This is a genomic window from Paenibacillus sp. SC116 (genome assembly GCF_024733555.1).
In the GTDB taxonomy this organism is placed as follows: Bacteria; Bacillota; Bacilli; order Paenibacillales; family Paenibacillaceae; genus Paenibacillus_B.
The window spans coordinates 1352545-1372574 of sequence record NZ_JANIOF010000001.1; the positions used below are offsets into that span (position 1 = coordinate 1352545).

Annotated in this window: 19 protein-coding genes; 8 read left to right on the top strand and 11 right to left on the bottom strand. The window is 44.1% G+C overall.

Annotated elements, in window-relative coordinates; genetic code table 11:
• Window positions 1–213 precede the first annotated feature (213 nt).
• Together NQ117_RS05905 and NQ117_RS05910 are read left to right on the top strand one after the other, a co-directional pair.
• Window positions 214–525, top strand: a complete 312-nt coding sequence (locus NQ117_RS05905; RefSeq protein ID WP_258277052.1) for a DUF485 domain-containing protein — start codon at window positions 214–216, stop codon at window positions 523–525.
• Complete coding sequence (locus NQ117_RS05910) at window positions 522–2066, top strand: solute symporter family protein (RefSeq protein ID WP_258277053.1); 1545 nt, start codon at window positions 522–524, stop codon at window positions 2064–2066. Before NQ117_RS05905 ends, NQ117_RS05910 begins: the two co-directional genes overlap by 4 nt.
• Before the next feature lie 216 nt (window positions 2067–2282).
• Here the strand turns inward: NQ117_RS05910 and NQ117_RS05915 are convergent, their stop codons facing one another.
• The 6 genes from NQ117_RS05915 to NQ117_RS05940 form a co-directional block, all read right to left on the bottom strand.
• Window positions 2283–3152: a DegV family protein gene (locus tag NQ117_RS05915; protein WP_258277054.1), complete on the bottom strand. Its 870-nt coding sequence runs from the start codon at window positions 3150–3152 to the stop codon at window positions 2283–2285.
• 125 nt (window positions 3153–3277) lie between these two features.
• A complete protein-coding gene (locus NQ117_RS05920) occupies window positions 3278–3691 on the bottom strand; it encodes a DUF350 domain-containing protein (RefSeq protein WP_258277055.1) in 414 nt (137 codons plus the stop codon).
• A 30-nt stretch (window positions 3692–3721) separates the two neighbouring features.
• Window positions 3722–5110: a glutathionylspermidine synthase family protein gene (locus NQ117_RS05925; RefSeq protein ID WP_258277056.1), complete on the bottom strand. Its 1389-nt coding sequence runs from the start codon at window positions 5108–5110 to the stop codon at window positions 3722–3724.
• A gap of 2 nt (window positions 5111–5112) precedes the next feature.
• Window positions 5113–5457 (bottom strand): hypothetical protein, encoded by a 345-nt coding sequence (locus NQ117_RS05930; RefSeq protein WP_258277057.1) that lies wholly within the window; start codon window positions 5455–5457, stop codon window positions 5113–5115.
• 58 nt (window positions 5458–5515) lie between these two features.
• Window positions 5516–6007 carry a hypothetical protein gene (locus tag NQ117_RS05935; RefSeq protein WP_258277058.1) on the bottom strand — a complete coding sequence of 164 codons (492 nt, stop codon included), beginning with the start codon at window positions 6005–6007 and terminating at the stop codon, window positions 5516–5518.
• A gap of 167 nt (window positions 6008–6174) precedes the next feature.
• Entirely contained in the window at window positions 6175–6534 is a 360-nt protein-coding gene (locus tag NQ117_RS05940) for a winged helix-turn-helix transcriptional regulator (protein WP_258277059.1), read from the bottom strand.
• Window positions 6535–6692: 158 nt separating this feature from the next.
• On the opposite strand from NQ117_RS05940, the gene rbsK reads away from it, so the two are divergent.
• Together rbsK and NQ117_RS05950 are read left to right on the top strand one after the other, a co-directional pair.
• Window positions 6693–7646 carry a ribokinase gene (gene rbsK / locus NQ117_RS05945; protein WP_258277060.1) on the top strand — a complete coding sequence of 318 codons (954 nt, stop codon included), beginning with the start codon at window positions 6693–6695 and terminating at the stop codon, window positions 7644–7646.
• A 115-nt stretch (window positions 7647–7761) separates the two neighbouring features.
• Window positions 7762–8796 (top strand): LacI family DNA-binding transcriptional regulator, encoded by a 1035-nt coding sequence (locus NQ117_RS05950; RefSeq protein WP_258277061.1) that lies wholly within the window; start codon window positions 7762–7764, stop codon window positions 8794–8796.
• A gap of 230 nt (window positions 8797–9026) precedes the next feature.
• On the opposite strand, the gene NQ117_RS05955 is transcribed toward NQ117_RS05950, so the two are convergent.
• The 5 genes from NQ117_RS05955 to NQ117_RS05975 all read right to left on the bottom strand — a co-directional run bounded on the left by NQ117_RS05955 (window position 9027) and on the right by NQ117_RS05975 (window position 15770).
• On the bottom strand, window positions 9027–9902 hold the full coding sequence (locus NQ117_RS05955) for a carbohydrate ABC transporter permease (RefSeq protein WP_258277062.1): 876 nt from the start codon (window positions 9900–9902) through the stop codon (window positions 9027–9029).
• Window positions 9903–9952: 50 nt separating this feature from the next.
• The gene (locus NQ117_RS05960) at window positions 9953–10828 is read right to left on the bottom strand and encodes a carbohydrate ABC transporter permease (RefSeq protein WP_258277063.1); all 876 of its coding nucleotides are present in this window, start codon (window positions 10826–10828) and stop codon (window positions 9953–9955) included.
• Window positions 10829–10920: 92 nt separating this feature from the next.
• A complete protein-coding gene (locus tag NQ117_RS05965; protein WP_258277064.1) occupies window positions 10921–12237 on the bottom strand; it encodes an extracellular solute-binding protein in 1317 nt (438 codons plus the stop codon).
• Between the two features lie 124 nt (window positions 12238–12361).
• Complete coding sequence (locus NQ117_RS05970) at window positions 12362–13930, bottom strand: helix-turn-helix domain-containing protein (RefSeq protein WP_258277065.1); 1569 nt, start codon at window positions 13928–13930, stop codon at window positions 12362–12364.
• A gap of 34 nt (window positions 13931–13964) precedes the next feature.
• Window positions 13965–15770, bottom strand: coding sequence for a cache domain-containing sensor histidine kinase (locus NQ117_RS05975; RefSeq protein WP_258277066.1), 1806 nt, complete (start codon window positions 15768–15770; stop codon window positions 13965–13967).
• A 175-nt stretch (window positions 15771–15945) separates the two neighbouring features.
• On the opposite strand from NQ117_RS05975, the gene NQ117_RS05980 reads away from it, so the two are divergent.
• From NQ117_RS05980 to NQ117_RS05995, 4 genes are all read left to right on the top strand, one after another.
• Window positions 15946–16596, top strand: coding sequence for a helix-turn-helix transcriptional regulator (locus NQ117_RS05980; RefSeq protein ID WP_258277067.1), 651 nt, complete (start codon window positions 15946–15948; stop codon window positions 16594–16596).
• A 2-nt stretch (window positions 16597–16598) separates the two neighbouring features.
• Window positions 16599–17771 carry an alanine racemase gene (locus tag NQ117_RS05985; RefSeq protein WP_258277068.1) on the top strand — a complete coding sequence of 391 codons (1173 nt, stop codon included), beginning with the start codon at window positions 16599–16601 and terminating at the stop codon, window positions 17769–17771.
• A 75-nt stretch (window positions 17772–17846) separates the two neighbouring features.
• Window positions 17847–19475 carry an N-acyl-D-amino-acid deacylase family protein gene (locus NQ117_RS05990; RefSeq protein ID WP_258277069.1) on the top strand — a complete coding sequence of 543 codons (1629 nt, stop codon included), beginning with the start codon at window positions 17847–17849 and terminating at the stop codon, window positions 19473–19475.
• Window positions 19476–19555: 80 nt separating this feature from the next.
• The gene (locus NQ117_RS05995; RefSeq protein WP_258277070.1) at window positions 19556–20023 is read left to right on the top strand and encodes a RidA family protein; all 468 of its coding nucleotides are present in this window, start codon (window positions 19556–19558) and stop codon (window positions 20021–20023) included.
• Window positions 20024–20030: the final 7 nt, after the last annotated feature.

The following is a 20030-nucleotide window of genomic DNA, read 5'->3' on the forward strand; positions in this document are numbered from 1 at the left end:
CTCCCTATTCATCATAGCATAATGCAGTATCGGATAAAACTTACTACAAATCTGCAATATTCCACTTATTGTAATAAATTTGACATAATTATGAACTTTCCTTATACTCGGAAAAGGAGGTGAAAGCGCTTACTGAAAACAAATAGATATAACCACCAAGAACTACACCTAACGATAATAAACATAGGTATAGACAGGAGGTTAACTACATTTATGAAACCCGATATTAATTATGCTGAGATCGCTCAATCCACGCAGTTTAAGTCTCTCATGCGAAGCAAGAAGAAATTTATTTTGCCAATGACCTTATTTTTTTTCGCCTTTTACTTCACACTTCCTATCCTCACTTCCTACACAACTGTATTGAATCAATCTGCGTTGGGACCCATCACATGGGCATGGGTGTTTGCCTTTGCTCAATTCATTATGACGTGGGCGCTCTGTATGATCTATGCCCATCGTGCTGCCCGTTTTGATCAGGATGTACAGCAATTGAAAAACGAATGGGGCGGTGAACGAGGATGAATATGACCGCTTTCCTGCTATTTTGCGCCATTGTACTGCTTACAATGGTAATTACCTACTTTGCTTCTAAGAAAACGAACTCCGCTTCAGACTTTTACACCGCGGGTGGTGGACTAACAGGCTGGCAAAATGGACTCGCCATTGCAGGCGACTATATGTCAGCAGCTTCTTTCTTAGGGATCGCTGGTTCGATTGCATTAGTCGGCTTTGACGGCTTCTTTTACTCCATCGGATTCCTCGTCGCTTATCTCGTTGTCTTATACCTCGTTGCAGAGCCACTTCGTAATCTAGGAAAATACACATTAGCTGATATGATAGCTGCACGCTTCCAAGCCAACAAAGTACGCGGTGTTGCTGCCCTCAATACGATTACGATTTCCACCTTTTATATGATTGCCCAACTCGTTGGTGCAGGCGCACTTATCAAACTCCTGCTTGGCATCGACTATGTGTGGTCGGTTATCATTGTAGGCTGTCTTATGACGTTGTACGTTGTATTTGGCGGCATGCATGCTACTTCTTGGGTTCAAATTATTAAAGCCGTTCTCTTGATGGGCGGTACATTCCTGCTCTCCTTGATCGTATTCTCCAAGTTCGACTTTAATCTAATTAAAATGTTCGAAGAGATGAAGACAGCCACTCCTCTCGGCGAGCAATTTTTAAATCCTGGCAACAAGTATACGAATTCTTTAGACACCTTATCATTGAATTTAGGACTCGTGCTTGGTACTGCAGGCCTGCCTCACATTCTTATTCGTTTCTTTACGGTTAAAGATGCACCCACAGCCCGCTCATCGGTCGTATACGCCACATGGATAATCGGTCTTTTTTATGTCATGACCATCTTTTTAGGATTTGGTGCTGCTGCATTTGTTGGAGCAGATCTGATTACGGCAGCGGATAAAGGCGGTAATATGGCTGCCCCTCTATTAGCTCGTGAGCTTGGTGGAGATTTCTTCTTTGCCCTTATTTCAGCAGTCGCCTTCGCTACGATATTAGCGGTTGTCACAGGTCTTGTCCTATCCGCTGCATCTGCTTTCGCACATGACTTTTACAATCATATCGTTCGAAAAGGCAAAGCCAGTGAAAAGGAGCAAATGTCAGCAGCACGTTGGGCATCTATCGGGGTGTCTATATTATCGATCATTTTAGCTTTGCTTGCTTCGAAGCTGAATGTAGCCTTCCTCGTTGGCTTGGCATTTGCCGTTGCGGCCAGCGCTAATCTTCCTGTTATCCTGTTTACTGTGTTTTGGAGAAGGTTCAACACAGCTGGAGCAATTACAGGTATGTTGACTGGATTGATCTCTGCTATCATCCTAGTTGCGATTAGTCCAAGTGTATGGGGACCGGAAGGCAAAGCGATCTTCGTCGGAGAACCCCTGATTACGTTAACCAATCCCGGCATTATCTCTATACCACTCGGCTTTATCGGAGCATGGCTTGGTACGATACTGACTACTAGATCTGCGGATAAAGATAAAAATAGAGACGCTAAGTTTGATGAGGTGCTCGTCAAAGCAAATACGGGGATTCATATGTAACCCATTTACATAATTCGGTTACGGAGAAGTTCTTTCACAGCTTCCGCTACTGCGGGAGCTGTTTTGTGTTCTCTATACTTGTATACGATATTCAGAGTAAACGAAAAAACCTCTTGCCTCCTACCACAGAATAAGACAAGTAAAGGCTCGAAACAGCCATTACTCCCCTAGACTGAACAAGAGCAAGAGGTTCTATGGATAAATGATTACGTCCAGTTATTCGTTCGTTGCTGCATCCGATTGTGAAAAGGTAACGAGCAAGCCACCTTCACCTGCATACGTTCCAATTACAGCACCCATGTTCACAAGCAGAACATTGTTGAACGGATAGTTTTCTTGAATCATATTCATGAATTCACGAGCGCGCTCTTCGCAGTTTGAATGAGCAAACGCAATCCATTCACGATCTGCATGCTGATGCCATGCTTCTTCTACTTTATCAATAAGACGCTTTACCGCTCGCTGAGTGCCGCGAACTTTCTCCATCATTTCGACAGATCCGTCATCAGCAGCACGCATAACTAGCTTAATATTCAACATCGAAGCTACCGAGCCTTTCAAGCGGCTTAAGCGGCCACCGCGAATGACATTCTCCAACGTATCTAAGGAGAAGAACGTATTCGTTTGTTTGGCCAGTTGCTTCATTGTGTCCTTCATTTCTTGAAGACTTTCGCCTGCCTTGGCCATAATGGTAGCGCGAACAGCAAGCAATCCTAGACCGATCGAAGTTGTCTTTGTGTCTATCACTTCAACCTTGTTAGGATGGCCCTCTTCTTCATACATTTCTTTTGCCATTAGAGCGTGATTATACGTGCTGCTCAATGTAGCAGACAAGCATAGAACAAAAATGTCTTTATCGGCATCAAGAGACTTGAACATATTATAGAAGGCAGCTGGTGCTGGACTAGATGTCTTCGGCAGCTCACTCTCTTCCTTCATACGTTGGTAAAAAAGCTTGGATTCCATGTCTGAGGTGTACATGTCATCTCCGAATTGGACATTCAACGGAACGATGTGTATTCCGAACTTACTAGCCAATTCCGGTGTCAAATCAGAGCTACCATCCGTGATGATATGAATAGTCATGATAATCTCCTGTCTATCGTAGTGTTTACAGCATCTTCTTTGTCTGTACCATTCTATTATTATAAAGGTGCTAGCTTCATCTTGACAACGGTAAAAAGAAGGCATAAAACACCAAACTTACCCACTTACATTAACATGGTACCTACAACAACTGAGATACCAATAATGATACAGCGCAGCAATTGGGCAACTGCGACATTGCCTTTTTCGATCTCTTCACATACTCGGAATGCTGGAAGAAGCTTATCTACAAGTAAATAAACAAGGCAAAGAACAAGAATACCAACGGCTGACCATGCCAACATCATAAGCCAATCACTTGTCGAATAAGATACCATGGCCACAATAATACACAACCCTAGCAGTTTACTGCCCATATAAATGCCAGCCGCTTCATTTCCCTTCTCGATTTCCTTTTTATCATCAAAACGAGTCAATCGACTAAATACCCAAGCACCTACCAAAAGTATAACGATAAGAAGCAACAACCCTATTCCTACATTACCCAAATCTACTAAAAATGAATTAAATGAATTCACTTCTTTTCCTCCTCATATCATCAGTTCAATTTATTTAATAGCTCGCTTCCATACAGCTGCTGGGCAATAGCGTGCCAAATCTCCAGTAATTCTCCCACCCAATCTAGGCAATACACCTCCATAACGTCCATTCGGTGTGTAGACCCCCGTTAGTACGAAGCCATCAATCACGCCCTCGTCCGTCTCCAATTGAGCAGCTTCCATGGGTACATATTGCTGATAAATTTTGAGCTGATCGTTATAATAACGTATTACTTCTTCTTGCTCTTCTTCTGTACATTCCGATAAATCAACCTTGCGGATCGTATCTTCTGTCTGGAATTGCTTCCCGTCCTCCCCGTAAATGCTCGTTCCTTTCCCTTCACGTCCCCAGATGCTTTTTTGCACATACGGCAACTGTTGTTCACGGAAAGGTGTATCATTCAAATACGTTGGCAGCAAATAACGATCAATCACAGAAAGTTCTTCCTCGCTATAAAGCCGTTCTCCTCTTGCTTCGCTTAAAGTATCATGATGTTCGAAGCATGCCCATACAAATGCCAGAAGCGCTTTGCTTTGCAGGATAATCGATTGAGGCGGGTTTATTATAGCGAGCCGGCCTTCTTGCGCAAGTTCTAATACAGCTTCACCAACGGGATAGCCGTCAGGGGCAAGATCATCCATCAAATACTCCAATGGATATAAACGGTACCAAATATCAACAGGACGATCATAGGCTATTAGTCCACGCATCGGTTCCACACGTAGCTCTTCAAGTGGACAATACTCTACGTCCCATCCTAGCTCCTGCATAAGGCGCATCAAATAGACCGTATTGGCTCTGTCTTCTTCGTGATTCGCAAATGAGCTGCATACGACGCGCGTTCCAAATCCTAGTTCATGGTAATGCTCCAGCATCTCTCCTAAGGCCTGCTGCAAGCGATGCTCTAAGTCAACTGATGGGTTATGTAAATGAGTCTGATACGAATGAACAGCTGCGCGACTATCTGCAAGCAACTGTTCGGCTAAGTATGCTGTCTCAGGTATGCCTGTCGGTGTATCCGCATTATTCTCGATACACTTCCAGCCCTCAGGTCCTTTAATCCAGTCTTGTCGTGCAATTCCGCTATAGGTAAAGGGTATGCGTGCGCTTGCCAAAAGCTTAACGGGTATACCTAACTGCTGTACTAGTATTTCATCCGGCAATTCTTCCTGTGCAAGGCGGAGTGATTTCATAAAAATAGCGTGAAGCTGCTCTGAGGCCGTGCTCAGCTCAGCCATTTCATCCTCCGTGTAAAGCATAGCATGCGTTGTACAATATTCCTGCTGATGCATCCGAACATAAGGAACATGCTGCAAGCGCTCTGCGTGAAACGCCTCGCTCGCTGTTAACGGTAAGCTCATTGTCGGTCGCATACGGGTAGCTTCTTTACGATCCATCTCTATCCCCCGCTTGAATAGCCGCTTTTACCGATACCCGAATATGAGTTATAAAAAGACGTGCCCTTTTTCGCATAAGAGGACTTTGAACTATACCCATTCATGACATACCAGTTGCTACTACTGCTACCGCTGCTTCCACTACCGCCGCCGCTGCTGCCGTCATCATCGCAGTCAATTTCCCAGCGCCCGTTTTTTTCCCTTTCAAACTCACATTCCTCATAGGCAGTCGGTTCCACATCGGAATCGCCACAAGCTGTCAAGGCAAGCGGCATACAGCCGAGCAAAGCATAAGCCCAAACTCGCTTCTTCCTCGCCTTTGCTGTCGTTGCTCCTTCTTCTTTCATTTCAATTCCTCTTTTCCTCATTTGCTTTTCTACATACGAACAGAATCCACTTGTTAGACTAAGCTGGCTTCGCAAATAGTAATAAGGTATTCCGATCCGTATCCAGCACCGTTAACAACATTTCCACTTCTCTTTGATCCACAAAGGCGTAATGGTCTAGCAGCAATGAAGCTGCATCCAACGCTCCTTCAGGTTGATAAGAAGATAGGAGGTGAAAACGTTGATCCTGCCATAAATGCCACTCGACATTAAATTGTTCCGCTACCTTGCACTGCCCATCAAAAATAACGGCTTGGATTCCTGCCCGATAATCATTCATATTTATTCCGACAAATGGTATAACATAAATAGCTGCCTGCTGCAACAGATTCGTCTCATGAGATACATGCTCCCATAGTCGATTACGGATAACGACCGCATCCGTAAGCTTGCATACGAACATATAGTCACGTGTTACCTTCCAGTTCGAGACAAGCCCCTTCTCCTGCAACAAGACGGAATCCCATTCTACATAATGCAGCTGAATTGTACTTGATTGAATATTACTCACCTCTCTTTCCAACTTTACATACGCGTCAAATGAATATCGGTTCCTAAATTTATACATTACCGTCCATTATACGATGCGCCTCTAAACAGAAATAAGACCGAAGGGTTTCCCACGGTCTTGTTGGCTATACCTGTAAGATATAGGCGTACTCGATTCGATGTTGATGACTATGAGTGATCCTTTGGAGTGCATCCGGACTGAGTTAGTTCCTGGTCATCAAGCCACTGTATTGCCCACTGCGAAACAGCTTCCATAACCGGCGTCAATGCCCGCCCCTTCTCCGTTAGTTCATATTCAATACGAACCGGAGTTTCTGGGTAGACATTACGTACAATGATACCTGCTGTCTCTAGATCCTTCATACGTTCGCTCAACATTTTGTCGCTCATCGTCGGAATAAGCGTAGAAATATCTTTAAAGCGTTTTGGTCCTGAGACAAGTGCATGAATAAGCAATCCATTCCAACGTTTTCCTAGAATGCAAAAAGCAGCCTCGAACCTTGGACATAGTAATGGTTGGTGTTCCATCTAAACCATCCCTCCTTATCGCTAACAAAATGTAAGTATATTTCATGTTATCATAATTCAAAGGAAAAATAAATATCTCGTAACCTAACTTTGACTGTTTCTGGTATTCTAGATACAGTACTACTGCATGGCAATCAGGAAGGAGCAACAATTTTCAGATGACACAACTACAAATGACGTCACAGCCTCGCATCACGGTGATTGGCAGCTTGAATATGGACTTGGTGACGGTAACCTCTAATGTGCCGAATGCAGGTGAAACTGTTCACGGTGAACGATTCGCAACAACTTGCGGTGGCAAAGGTGCCAATCAAGCTGTCGCTTGTGCTCGACTCGGCGCTCAAGTAACCATGATTGGCTGCGTCGGTGACGATGCTTTTGGTACTATGATGGTAAATAACCTTCGCAATGAAGGCATAAATACGGAAGGCATTCGAATCATTCCCAATCAAACATCCGGCATAGCAGCTATTACCATTGCCGATGGAGACAATCGAATCATTATCGTAGCTGGGGCTAATGAAGAAGTCACTCCTGCATACATTTTGGAATATGAGTCGATCATTGCCCAATCTGATCTCGTTCTTATTCAACTGGAAATCCCTCAAGAAGCGGTTGAGAAGGCTGTCGCAATTGCTAATCAACATCAGGTGCCCATTATGCTAAATCCTGCACCAGCGATTCATCTTGACGAGTCATTCCTTGCTCAATTGAGCTGGATTACACCAAATGAACATGAATTGGACATCGTAACTGGTTCACAGCCTAATTCAAATCCAGACGATATGCATTGGCAAGCAAAACTCAGCAAATCACCGACACGCATCATTATGACAAAAGGAGCGGATGGGGCCTATTGGGCAGACGAGTCTGGGCATATCCATCATAGCGCGGGATTCAAAGTTACCGTTGTTGATACAACCGGTGCAGGTGACACATTTAACAGTGCATTAGCTGTCGCATTAGCGGAACAACGCAGCCTGCAAGACGCGGTGCAATGGGCAACTGCAGCTGGAGCGATGTCGGTTACGAAGTTTGGTGCACAAGCTGGAATGCCGTCTCGCGAGCAGCTAAACAACTGGATTCTACAATGTTCTACAAAAAAATGTTAATCTAATCATAAACATCCTTCTTTAATCCTCTTGCCCTTATGGAAATGTTGGAATAAAATAAAATCGGTATAACTTTACAATTCAGGCATCATTCCACAAGGGTAGGAGAATCGTCATGGCAACTATCTACGATATTGCAAAGCAAGCGAACGTATCAGCAATGACAGTATCTCGTGTCATCAATAACACAGGACGCGTGAGCGAGAAGACTCGTACAAAGGTCAAGCAAGTCATGGAAGAAATGCACTACATCCCTAACTCCGTCGCAAGATGCCTCGTCACGCAAGAAAGCAAAGTGTTATCTCTGCTAATTACAGACATTTCGAATCCATTTTTTACGATGATGGCACGTGGTGCGGAAGATATGGCGCATAAATATGGCTATCGCCTTATGTTTGGTAATAGTGATGAGAATCTAGACAAAGAGCGTCAATATGTTGAAATGATCTTATCTATGCGTGTCGATGGCGTATTATTCGCCCCAAGTAATGACATGTCAATTGAGCATTTGCGCTGGCTTGAGCGTCAAAACGTTCCATTCGTCTTGCTGGATCGTGAAGTTCCTGGTATCGCATGCGACACGGTGCTTGGTGACAGTCGTAAAGGCGCCCAGCGGCTAGTACGTGAACTTATTAAGCGAGGGCATCGTAGAATCGCTCTTGTAAACGGTTTAGAAAATGTCTCGACAGCGAGAGAACGTCGACTCGGTTATGAGGATGCACTTGTAGAAGCTGGTTTACCGATTGAAGAAAATTATATGATGAGTTCAAGTTATGTACACGACAAGCAGCAATTCACTTTATCACACTGGCTTCAAGTTGAACCGGACAAGCGTCCAACTGCAATTTTTGCAGCGAACAATATGTTGGCAATGAGCGTCCTGAACAAATTGGAGGAAGAGGGCGTAAAAGTACCAGAGCAAATTTCGGTTGCCAGTTATGATGATCTAGGTATGCTTGAGCAGGTCAACCCATTCCTTAGCGTCGTATCCCAACCCGCCTACGAATTCGGGCAGCAAGGCATCCAAATGCTGTTAGAACGTATTCGCAATCGCAACCAGGCGCCTAAATCCGTTAAACTACCATGTGAGATTCATATTAACCGTTCCGTACAGGATCTTTCTGCTTCAACACTTATTGCAACATACTAATGTATAAAGGAGCTACTTGATAGCCCGCTAGAGTGACTTTCCCCTAGTCTATCATTCGTTTATTCGACCTCCTATACATGCCTCAAATGATGTTCTAACTTCAGGCGTTCCATTAAATGCCCCATACCTGTTGATGAAATACAAAAGCTGGACGTCGCCATCGTTCAGGCACGTCCAGCTCTTTATACAGATCCAGTTTAACTCCATGTAAATTAATTTAGTTGCTCCCGTTATCCTTTAACTGCTCCTGCTGCCATTCCCTTCATTACTTGTTCTTGGAACATTAAGTACACAATAATTGTCGGCAAGGATGCCATCGATAATGCAGCCATCGTTAAACTATAGTCTGTCGTAAAACCATCAGCGAATACGGACAAGCTCAATGGCAATGTCTTAAGATCAGGATCATTGATAAAAACTAATGCGAACGCAAAATCATTCCAAAAACGAAGAAATCCTAAAATAGCTACCGTAGACAACGCGGGAAGTGTAATTGGGAGAATGAGACGGAGAAATATTCCTGTATAACCTGCTCCATCAACAAGTGCTGCTTCTTCCATTTCCCGTGGTATATTTGCTAAGTAAGCCGTAATAATAAACACTGCAATCGGCAGCTCGAATGCGGTATAAGGCAAAATAAGTGCAGCATGAGTATCAAAAATGCCCATCATACTCATCATGCTAAACAGTGGAACCAACGTGCTATGAATCGGGATTAACAATCCAAGCAACAACAAGCTATACAATATCCCTCTGCCCTTAAACTCAAACCTAGAGATGATATAGGCAGTCAACGCACCGAAGAACAAGGTTAACACCAACGATACAAAGGTCACGAATAGTGAGTTCATCGTTGCTTTGCCCATCCCAGATACTTCCCATGCACGAGCAAAGTTGCTCCAATTCCAACTAGCCGGCAGCGAAAACGGATTGGCAAAAAAGTCTGCGTTCGTCTTGAACGCGCTCATAAACATCCAGAATAATGGATACAGCGTTACTAACGCATAGAAGCCAAGCAATATATTCCGAATTGCTCTTCTCCACCACTTATTCTGCCGTTGCGTCTTATGCAACCCTGTACCCAGTGTTGGCATCGACGTATTCATAGGCTGCACTCCTCTCTATCACAGAACCGAATCATTGCGTCTCATCTAGGCTATTGATTGTTGCGCCGCATAAGTAACTGCGAACCTGCAATTAAGATTAAACTAATAATCACAATAAGCGTCGAGACCGCACTTCCGTACCCATAGCGATAAACATTGAATGTGCTGTTATACATGTAAGAAGCCAATAATTCGGTGGCGTGTGCTGGGCCTCCTTTTGTCATTACATAGATGAGGTCGAATGCCTTGAGACTTCCGGAAATACACAACACGACCGCTACCTTTATCGTATCCCATATCATGGGCAGTGTTATCGAGAACAATCTGCGGGTTCTTGTCGCTCCATCAATGGCAGCTGCGTCATTTATCTCATTTGGAATGCTGCTCAAGGCGGCAAGAAACATAATTAAATACGGTCCAATGAAATTCCAAATGATTGGGATAGCAATCATCCACATCGCAATGCTTGGGTCAGAGAGCCACGCACGTTTCCAGTCTTCCAACCCTACAAAAGAAAGAAGGCCATTTAACAATCCTATTTGCGGCTGATAAATATAGGACCAAATAATACCGATGACTACAGAAGAAAGCACCATTGGCATGAACACGGAAGCCCTCACGAATCGCTGAAACCATGTGCCTTGACTAAGCAGCAGGGCTAATAATAAGGCAAGTGGTACTTGTCCAAATACGGAAGCCGCTACGACAATTAAGTTATTGCCAAGTGATTGCCAAAAAATATCATGCGATAGAGCTTCCACGTAGTTGTCCAGACCGATAAAGCGTGCTTCACCCATCCCTTTCCAATCCATGAAACCATAATATGCTGACCAGAATACTGGCACGATAACAAACACGGCATATAGCAGCACAGATGGAAGAAGGCCGAATCCGACAAATAGTTTTCTAGCTGTTCCAATTCGCATCGTGCACCTCCTCTTCTATGATTGGCAATGCCTCACAAAGATGTTACCTTACAGCAAGGCATTGCCATATCATCCTTTAGACTTCATGTACGTTATTTGCCGAGTGATTTAGCCTGTGCTTCTTGAATCTTTGCAGCGATTTCTTTAGGATCTCCTCCCATAAGGAGCTCTTGAATACCATTGTTCACTACGTCTGCACCTGCGCTCGTAAGAAAACCATCGTATACAGGTGTAAATTGAATATCATTAACGAGTTCATACACTTTGGAGAAAATCGGTGATACTTTGCTCTTATCCAGCTCGACCTTGTAGCTGACCAACTGATTGGCTTCCAAAGTACGCTTTTGAGCCTCAGGCCCAGACATTGCGTAGATTAGCTTATGTGCCGCTTCTTTGACCTTGCCCTCTGTTTTTGCACTCAAGCCAAGTCCAACTCCAACCACACCCGAAGTCGTATTTGGATCACCCTTACCACCAGCGATAGCAGGCAGTACCGTTACGCCCATTTGCTCAATCGCATCTGGTGTAGCATTTGCCGTTAAATTCGTCAATGCCCATCCGCCATCGATCATCATAGCCGCTTGACCATGAGCGAACATCATTTCCATCTGTGTATTATCCATACTATTAAAACCTTCTTGGAATGCTCCTTCCTGCTGCAGCTGCTGCAACAGTTCAAGTGCACGTACAAACTCCGGATCTGTGAACTTCGCACCGTCTTGTGCAGCCGCTTTGAGGAACCATTCCGTACCTGTAACACGATCAGCCAAAGAGCTGAGAATACTGGATTGAGCCAGCCACGCCGCTTTATTGCCAAGCGCGATTGGTGTTACATTAGCAGCCTTGAGCGTACGAACAGCATGCAGCAGCTCATCCCACGTTTGCGGTACTTTCACACCGTGCTTATCAAGAATAGACTGGTTGTAATAAAGAATAGATGTTGGAGTTAAACTCATTGGAGCACTGTACACTTTGTTACTGATCGTGAAATTATCAAATGAAGCTGGCAAAAAATCATCTTTCCAAGCTGCATTCGCTTGCAGCAGGTCATCTACAGGTTGAATGAGATTTCCTCCTTGGAATTCCTTTGTCATCGCCCCTGGCCACATAATAAATACATCTGGCATTTCATTCGCAGCTGCCACGGTTTTTAGACGAGCCCTATAACCATCTGGCGGGATAGCCTGCACATTCAACTTAATATTCGGATTAGCCGTTTCGAACTCACTAATTATCTCTCTCATCGTTCGAGCACGCAGATCGTCCCCCGTGAAATTGTGCCACAGTGACAACTTGACACTATCCCCTTCAGCACCTTTAACACCAGTCGCTTCCTTATCTCCAGAGCATCCCGCAAACATCGTAACTACGATAAGCAATGTGAGTACGATCATCCAATTTCTACGCATTAACAATCCCCCCTGTTTGATAGTTCTTCCTCTCCTGTCGTGCAGAAGCAGGTAATGAGTCAATTATAAGGAAGCGCTTACTTTAAGCGTGAGGGATATTTTTCTGATGAGTACGGGAACTTTTTCAGGCTTTTACACGATAATCAGAAGGCGTGCATTTCATATAACGCTTGAACAGTTGAGCGAAATATTTAACATCCTCATATCCGACGATTCTAGCGATCTCACTCACCATTAGCTCCGTATTTTGCAACAGCTCACAAGCACGCTCTATTCGTACCATCGTCACAAATTCGATATAGTTCATTCCTGTTTCGGCCTTAAAGCGTTCACTCAAATGATGAGGATGGACATGTACAAAGTCAGCAACACGCTTCAATGTCAACGTACCATCAGCATGTTCTCGGATATATTGTTTTGCTTTTAAAATGACAGACTGTGAAGTACTACTTACTAGATGAATATATCTTTGCATGACATGCTGCAAAGTAGTATAAAGCTCTCGTTCCCATTGTTCTCTATTCATCCACTCTGCATTACCTATCATGGCCATCTGCCATGTTGATTCATGCGTGCTATCCGAGGCATCTTCAGCCATTCGTTCCATCCAACGCTGAAGCCCTATAAATAAAGAGCTCACATAGCTTTGCAGTGATTGAGGCGTCGCTTGCGGGTGACTCGTAAGCCGATCCACAAAATTCGATATCCAGCACCTCAATTCGCTAGCATTGCCAGACTTCAATAGTTGGATCAAACCATTCTCATCTTCCGCATGCCTCAACAAAGGAAGTCCTGTGCGTGTTTCTGCCTCTTCGATCCTCATCGTTCTCTGTTTCGCTGCTATAACGTGATAGGAAATGGCTTTAGCTGCACCCGCTGCCGAATGATATACTCCTTCTACTAAAGATGTCGCACGCCCTATCCCTGCAAACAGTCTGCACTTTAGCTGCTGCTCCATCATAAAGATCAACCGTTCCCACTCATTCACCCATGATTGGGAAGCTTCATAGCGAATAACAATTAATTGGTCATCATTTCGCAACACCGCACATCGGATCGAATCACGCAGCATATTGCTTACTGCAAATAGAAGTAGTGATGCTTCTTTGCAACCCCAGCCTTCTACTTTCACTACTGCGACTTCATAGTATCCCTTAGCATGATCCATACTAGAATTACTAGATAAATTGGTTTCATGGATTAGCAATTTAGCAGCATGCTTAGACTCCTCAACAGATAATTGACCAGATAGCCAACGACGCAGTAGTTGATCACGGTATGATCCTTCTCTCTTCACGTGTTCGGCCTGCTCCATTCGACGAGACTCTATTCTTTCTCTCGCCTTGAGCGCTGCACGTACGATATCATCTGGTCGCGTTGTCTTTAATAAGTAATCAGATACCCCATGACGGATCGCTTGCTGCGCATAATTAAAGTCATCATAGCCGGTATACACAATCGTTTCTGTTAATGGGCTGCATTCACGAATATAACCTGCAAGCGTTAACCCATCGACACCATTCATTCGAATGTCAGTCAATACGAGCTCTGGCTTCTCCTCCGCTATTATTTTCATAGCTTCTTCAGCTGATTGACATGGAGTAAGCAGCTCAAATCCAAGCTCTTGCCAAGGAATTACTTGAGATAATCCATTTCGAATAATGACCTCATCATCTACGATTAATGCCTTCATTCCAAATCCCCCCGCGACTCATGATGAAAAAAAACTACCATTCCCCTTTAAAACGCAGTATAATGCATGTTCCGTGTTCCATTTGACTGCTAATGCTTACTTGCGAAGTAGCTCCATAATGAAGCAAAAGACGCTGCTGCACATTCATCAACCCATATCCACTTCCATGTGCTGCCCGATCCGATTCCAATAAGGGATCACTAGGAATGAAACTTCCGCGTTTGCCATCAGCGATGCTTAGCATATGCATTTGCAAGGATTGGAGACGTTCCTCCGAAATACCGACACCGTTATCGCAAACTTGACATTCCATCCATCCTTCCTCCTCACATTCACGGATATCTATCGTTACTTGTCCACGCTGCTTCATAGAGTCCTTTAGTATCCCATGAATCAGCGCATTCTCGACAAGCGGCTGCAGCAACAGCTTTAATATCGGCTTATCCAATAAAGTCGGCTGTACACTTACCTCCATGTCAAATCGCTCAGGATAGCGAATAGCTTGAATATTCATATAATTTCGAACATGCTCGATTTCCTGCTTCACACTGCACACTTCTAAACCACGGTTTAAGCTGAAACGCAGGAAATCACTAAGCGACCCTACCATTTCTGCAATTTGATCTTGCTTATTCATCCATGCCATCCACTGTATCGAAGAAAGCGTATTGTACAAAAAGTGAGGTTGAATTTGAGCTTGGAGCGCTTTCAAATCGGCCTCTTTCTTCATGGCTTCATTGATCTTCACCTGCTCGGTGAGCTGGCCAATATTTTCACTTAATCGATTATACGTTTTAATGAGTTGTCCAATCTCATCTGGTGTCTCAATAGGCAATCTGCGATACACACTGTCCGGATTTATCGTTGCTAAATACCGTGTAAGCCTAATCAAGGGCTTGGTCACCTGCTTCACAAAGAACATGACAGCAAATGCTGTGATGAGGAAAGCTAATCCAACCGCGACGGCTGTCAGCAATAATACATAGCGATTTTGAGAACTCACAGTATCGTACGGAATGACCGTAAATGCCTGCCAGGATGAAATAAGCGGGACGTCCGCTGCGATAACGATATGACGCCCTGAGCTGCTATCCAGCTCCCACATTTGTTCAGAATAGCTCTGCAACTTAGGCTGCTCCCTTATCATGGCAAGCAAATCATGATCAAGATCAGTTGTACTGGATGCAATAATTTGACCTTTTTCATTTTGCAAAAACATGACACCATGCTCCTGCACAGCCACACGCAGTTGTTCGCTCAACACCGCAGTATCTATACCAATTGACAGCATGCCTAGTGTTTTAAATGTATTGTGATCACGAATCGGTCTTACCAGGAATACGGAACGCTTCTTCCCAGCACTCGTAGTGGATTCTAAGGGCGGTGACCACCATTTTGAGTGCTCCTCCCAGTATGATACAGACATATCGGCAACTTGAAATAAAGAGGATTCAAGAATCGTATTATTGCTAACTTCAGGCATTCCTTGTAGAGATATGATACGAATTTCAGAAATATAGCGTTTAGAAAATGCCAGATTCGTCAAAAAACCTGTCATATCTAAATATTCGGTTGCATTTGCTTTTGTTTTGCTTAAATAAGATTGAACTTGTTCTTGTCCAATAAGAAAGACGGACATATTCTCCACATCCTGCACAATGGTTTCCATATACGCGTTGATTTGTCGCAAAGTGTTCAGATTGGACATCGTAACTTTTTCTTCTGTTATTTTTGATGCTGTGTGATAAGAGACGAAACCTAGTAGCACTATGGGGACCATAGTTGCAAATATAAGAACAAATGACATTTTGCGATGAAGCGAACGAACGATCCATTGCACGCTGCTATCCCCTCGCCTTCCTTTTGATGAATGATTGTACCATGATGCCTTTTTGTTAGGGAGAAAAACTTTTTGTTTGATCAGCTAAAAAAGTGTGATAAGCTATAGACGCTCATTACCAAATATTTCTGATATGTATATCATTATTGTACGCTCAGAGGGAGGTCAAGCGAAAGTGGAATCGATACAAGACGAGCTCCCGTTTCTTCAAGCGTTAGTGAAAGGCATCGCCGCTCAGTTCGGCGAAAATTGTGAGGTTGTGCTTCATGACCTGGCCCTGCCTTATGATAGAACGATTGTTGCAATCGAAAATGGCCACGTCACAGGCAGAAAAGTTGGAGATCCCGGTACTAATCTTGGTTTAGAGCTGCTTCGCGGCTCTACAGAGAATGGTCATAAGCTAAATTATGTGACGCAAACGAAAGACGGGCGTTTACTTCGCTCAACCTCTCTATACATGAACAATCAAGATGGAACTATTATCGGATCACTTTGCATCAATTTTGATATTACAAGTCTTATGATCGCGGAAAAGACGCTGCAATCTATCACGATGACCAATTTACAAACCGATATCAAAGAATCGTTCGTTACCAATGTAAACGACTTGCTGGACGTGCTTATTCAAGAAACACAAGATATAATCGGCAAACCGGTAGCTGCCATGAGCAAGGAAGATAAGATGAAAATGATTGCTCACTTGGACCAGAAGGGTGCCTTTCTTATTAAGAAATCCAGCGAGAAAATTTGTCTGTACCTAGGGATATCCAAATATTCGCTCTATAGCTATCTAGATGAAGTTAAACAATGGAATACGGAGGAATAGCGATGGAACACAGTGACTTGACTCAATCAAGTGTAATTCAAACCTGTGATAGTACTGATGCAATCAATTCATTTCCTGTTTTAACGGAAGCCGAAACACCGTTTGTTCTCATTAATGATCACATTGTAGATCTTAATTTGAAGCGAATGGCTGAGCAGGCGAACAAGCTGGGTGTTAAGCTTAGGCCTCATATTAAGACGCATAAAATGCCTTATTTTGCTCAGAAACAGCTGGATATGGGCGCAGTAGGAATTACGGTAGCCAAAGTTTCTGAAGCAGAAGTTATGGTTGAGCAAGGAATTACAGATATTTTTATCGCTTACCCTGTCATTACACCTTCTAAAATACGTCGAGCAGCAGCTCTACAAGAACGCGCACGCATTATTGTTGGTGTAGATAGTGAAGCTGGCGCAAACATACTTAATCAAATCGCCGAAGAGCTTCAAGTTCGTTTTGAAGTTAGATTAGAAATTGACACCGGACTTCGTCGGACAGGAGTTAGCGGCGATGCAATTGTTCGTACTGCAAATCGTATCGCTGCCTGCTCTTATTTGGACTTAACAGGAATCTTTACATTTAGAGGTGCGATGCTTGCTGGTCAAGCTACAACTGATCTGCATGCTGCGGGCGTGGAAGAAAGTCAATTGATGCTGGCAACGGCTGAAACATTGAGACAAGCCGGTCATGATATTTTGGAGATTAGTGTAGGCTCCTCCCCTACGGGATTAACTGCTGGTACAGTCGCTGGCGTATCTGAGATAAGACCTGGTACATATATTTTCAATGATCGTATGCAAGTGAGTTTTGATCTTGTTCATTGGCGTGACTGTGCCGCAGTTATCGTTGTAACGGTTGTCAGTTGTCCCTATCAAGATCAGATTGTTATCGATGGCGGCAGCAAAGCTTTTGCTACTGATGTCCAACCTAACGGCGCTCCCCTCTTTATGAAAGGATTTGGACATATTGTAGAATATCCCGATGCCGTGTTAGAGCGACTCTCAGAAGAGCATGGCGTCATTCGCATTCAGCCTGGCCATTCCTTACAGGTTGGAGATCGACTGCATATTATTCCAAACCATATTTGCAGTTCTTTAAATTTGTACAACAACGTCTGGATACATGGTACAGAGAGTCCTTATCAAATGAAGATTGCAGCTAGAGGCCATAACTGGTAGTTGTTGTTGAATAGTCATGAAATAAGTTCTACATCTTATTACACTTACAACTTGGGATGAAGGAGCGAGGGCGCCATGCTCGATTTGATTGTGAAACAAGCTCGAATTGCTGATGGATCAGGAAACCCATGGTACTGGGGTGAAGTGGGCGTTAAAGACGGAATTATTACGCATGTAGGAGGCCCTGGTTCTGTTGATGTCAGCGCTGCTCAAATCGTAGATGCCAAAGGACAATTGTTGACACCAGGCTTCATTGATGGGCACTGCCATTCTGACTTAATGATTATGGACTACCCTGAAAGCGGAATTAAAATGCAGCAAGGTGTTACTACCGAAGTTGTAGGCAACTGCGGTCTTGCTCCAGCGCCGTTCGTTCCGGAGCGAGCTGATATGCTGCAAGAGTATATAACACCTGTAATCGGTACGACGAAGCATCAATGGAGTTGGCAAACCGTAGGCGAATATATGGATGCTATTCATAAATTAAAGCCTGCAGAGCATATGGCTACTTACGTTGCTCACGGCGCAATGCGCATCGGTGTCATGGGCTTTGACAATCGCCCGCCTTCTACGGAAGAGCTTGAAGCGATGAAAGCCATCGTCAAAGAAGGAATGGAAGCTGGCGCGATCGGACTATCGATTGGACTTCTTTATGCGCCTGGCAGCTATGCCAACCGTCATGAAATTGCTGAATTATGCCGTGTCGTTGCTCAATATGGCGGATTACTATCCACCCATATACGTGGTGAAGGACGTCACCTCTTGCCGTCCATCGACGAAGTTATTTGGATCGCAGAGCAATCCGGTGTATCGCTTCATATTAGTCATCTCAAAGCTGCTGGCAAACGCAGTTGGGGACAAGTACAAGAAGCGATGGAACGTATCGATCAAGCGCGAGCACGCGGCATGGATGTAACTTGTGATGTATATCCTTATCATGCCGGGTCGACAACCTTGACTACGGTGCTGCCGCCGTGGCTGCTTCAAGGAGGACTTGCTGGCGTTCTGGAAGCTCTGCAGCAGCCTAGCATTCGCCAACGTCTTCATGAAGAGTTGGCGGAAGAGCAGGATGACTGGGACAATCTCGTTGCCTCAACAGGATGGCATAGTGTTGTCGTTTCTGCGGTACACAGCGATAACAACAAATCTCTGGAAGGTTTATCAATTGCCGAAATAGCTGAGAAACGCAATATTCATCCTGTTGACGCGATGATGGATCTTCTATTAGAAGAACAAGGAAAAGTAACGATTGTCTATTATCATATGGCAACGGACGATGTAGATGCGGTTGTTCGCTACCCTTACTCTCTAGTTGCTTCCGATAGCCTCCACTGTGAGACAGGCAAACCGCATCCGCGTTTGTATGGTACGTTCCCTCGTATTTTCTCCAAGTATGTACGAGAACGTAAAATTATTACGCTTGAGGATGCTGTACGCAAGTTGACGTCGTATCCAGCTGCTCGTTTCCGTCTAGGTAAACGAGGCCTATTAGTACCTGGCTATGCAGCAGACATGGTTATTTTCAATCCTGAAACGATTGAGGATACAGCAACCTTTGAAGATCCGAGACAATACCCTCACGGTATATCACACGTCTTCGTCAATGGACAATGGACGATGGAACATGGCCAGTTCCGTAATGTGTATGCTGGCGAGATGCTGCGAGCTGCTCGCCAAGTCCGTCATTGCTGTGGTGGACACTAATCAAGCAGGCACGTGATTTGAAAAACAATCGATTATTTGATCCCCTGCTTCAATCAACTATACTAAAGGAGATGAATGTAATGTCACGTATTGAACAACGTTTACAAGAGCTAGGAATTACTTTGCCAGAGGTAGGAGAGCCAAAATTCTCTTATATACCAAGCCGTCAAACAGGCAATCTTGTTTATACTTCTGGTATGGACTGCCGTGTTGATGGTGTACTTATCTATGAAGGTAAAGTAGGCAGTGACTTGACGATCGAGCAAGGTCAAGAATGCGCACGTCAATGTATTATTAATGCATTGGCTGTTATCAAGCAGCAAGTAGGAAATCTTGATCGTGTGAAACAAGTTGTGAAGATGCTTGCATTCGTTAATAGTGCTCCTGGCTTTGGTGATCAACCATATGTAATCAACGGTGCATCCAACCTACTCATTGATATCTTCGGGGAAGCAGGACGCCATGCACGTTCGGCTATCGGAACTAGCGATCTTCCGTTCCATACTCCTGTAGAGATCGAGATTATCGTTGAAGTTGAAGACAACTAAACTATTT

Excerpts from the sequence above, each read along its gene's own strand:
- NQ117_RS05990 (WP_258277069.1), top strand. The coding sequence starts at position 17,847 with ATGCTCGATTTGATTGTGAAACAAGCTCGAATTGCTGATGGATCAGGA.
- NQ117_RS05915 (WP_258277054.1), bottom strand. The coding sequence starts at position 3,152 with ATGACTATTCATATCATCACGGATGGTAGCTCTGATTTGACACCGGAA.
- NQ117_RS05960 (WP_258277063.1), bottom strand. The coding sequence starts at position 10,828 with ATGCGAATTGGAACAGCTAGAAAACTATTTGTCGGATTCGGCCTTCTT.
- NQ117_RS05925 (WP_258277056.1), bottom strand. The coding sequence starts at position 5,110 with ATGGATCGTAAAGAAGCTACCCGTATGCGACCGACAATGAGCTTACCG.
- NQ117_RS05965 (WP_258277064.1), bottom strand. The coding sequence starts at position 12,237 with ATGCGTAGAAATTGGATGATCGTACTCACATTGCTTATCGTAGTTACG.
- NQ117_RS05950 (WP_258277061.1), top strand. The coding sequence starts at position 7,762 with ATGGCAACTATCTACGATATTGCAAAGCAAGCGAACGTATCAGCAATG.
- NQ117_RS05985 (WP_258277068.1), top strand. The coding sequence starts at position 16,599 with ATGGAACACAGTGACTTGACTCAATCAAGTGTAATTCAAACCTGTGAT.
- NQ117_RS05940 (WP_258277059.1), bottom strand. The coding sequence starts at position 6,534 with ATGGAACACCAACCATTACTATGTCCAAGGTTCGAGGCTGCTTTTTGC.
- NQ117_RS05955 (WP_258277062.1), bottom strand. The coding sequence starts at position 9,902 with ATGAATACGTCGATGCCAACACTGGGTACAGGGTTGCATAAGACGCAA.
- NQ117_RS05930 (WP_258277057.1), bottom strand. The coding sequence starts at position 5,457 with ATGAAAGAAGAAGGAGCAACGACAGCAAAGGCGAGGAAGAAGCGAGTT.
- NQ117_RS05970 (WP_258277065.1), bottom strand. The coding sequence starts at position 13,930 with ATGAAGGCATTAATCGTAGATGATGAGGTCATTATTCGAAATGGATTA.
- NQ117_RS05995 (WP_258277070.1), top strand. The coding sequence starts at position 19,556 with ATGTCACGTATTGAACAACGTTTACAAGAGCTAGGAATTACTTTGCCA.
- rbsK (WP_258277060.1), top strand. The coding sequence starts at position 6,693 with ATGACACAACTACAAATGACGTCACAGCCTCGCATCACGGTGATTGGC.
- NQ117_RS05910 (WP_258277053.1), top strand. The coding sequence starts at position 522 with ATGAATATGACCGCTTTCCTGCTATTTTGCGCCATTGTACTGCTTACA.
- NQ117_RS05905 (WP_258277052.1), top strand. The coding sequence starts at position 214 with ATGAAACCCGATATTAATTATGCTGAGATCGCTCAATCCACGCAGTTT.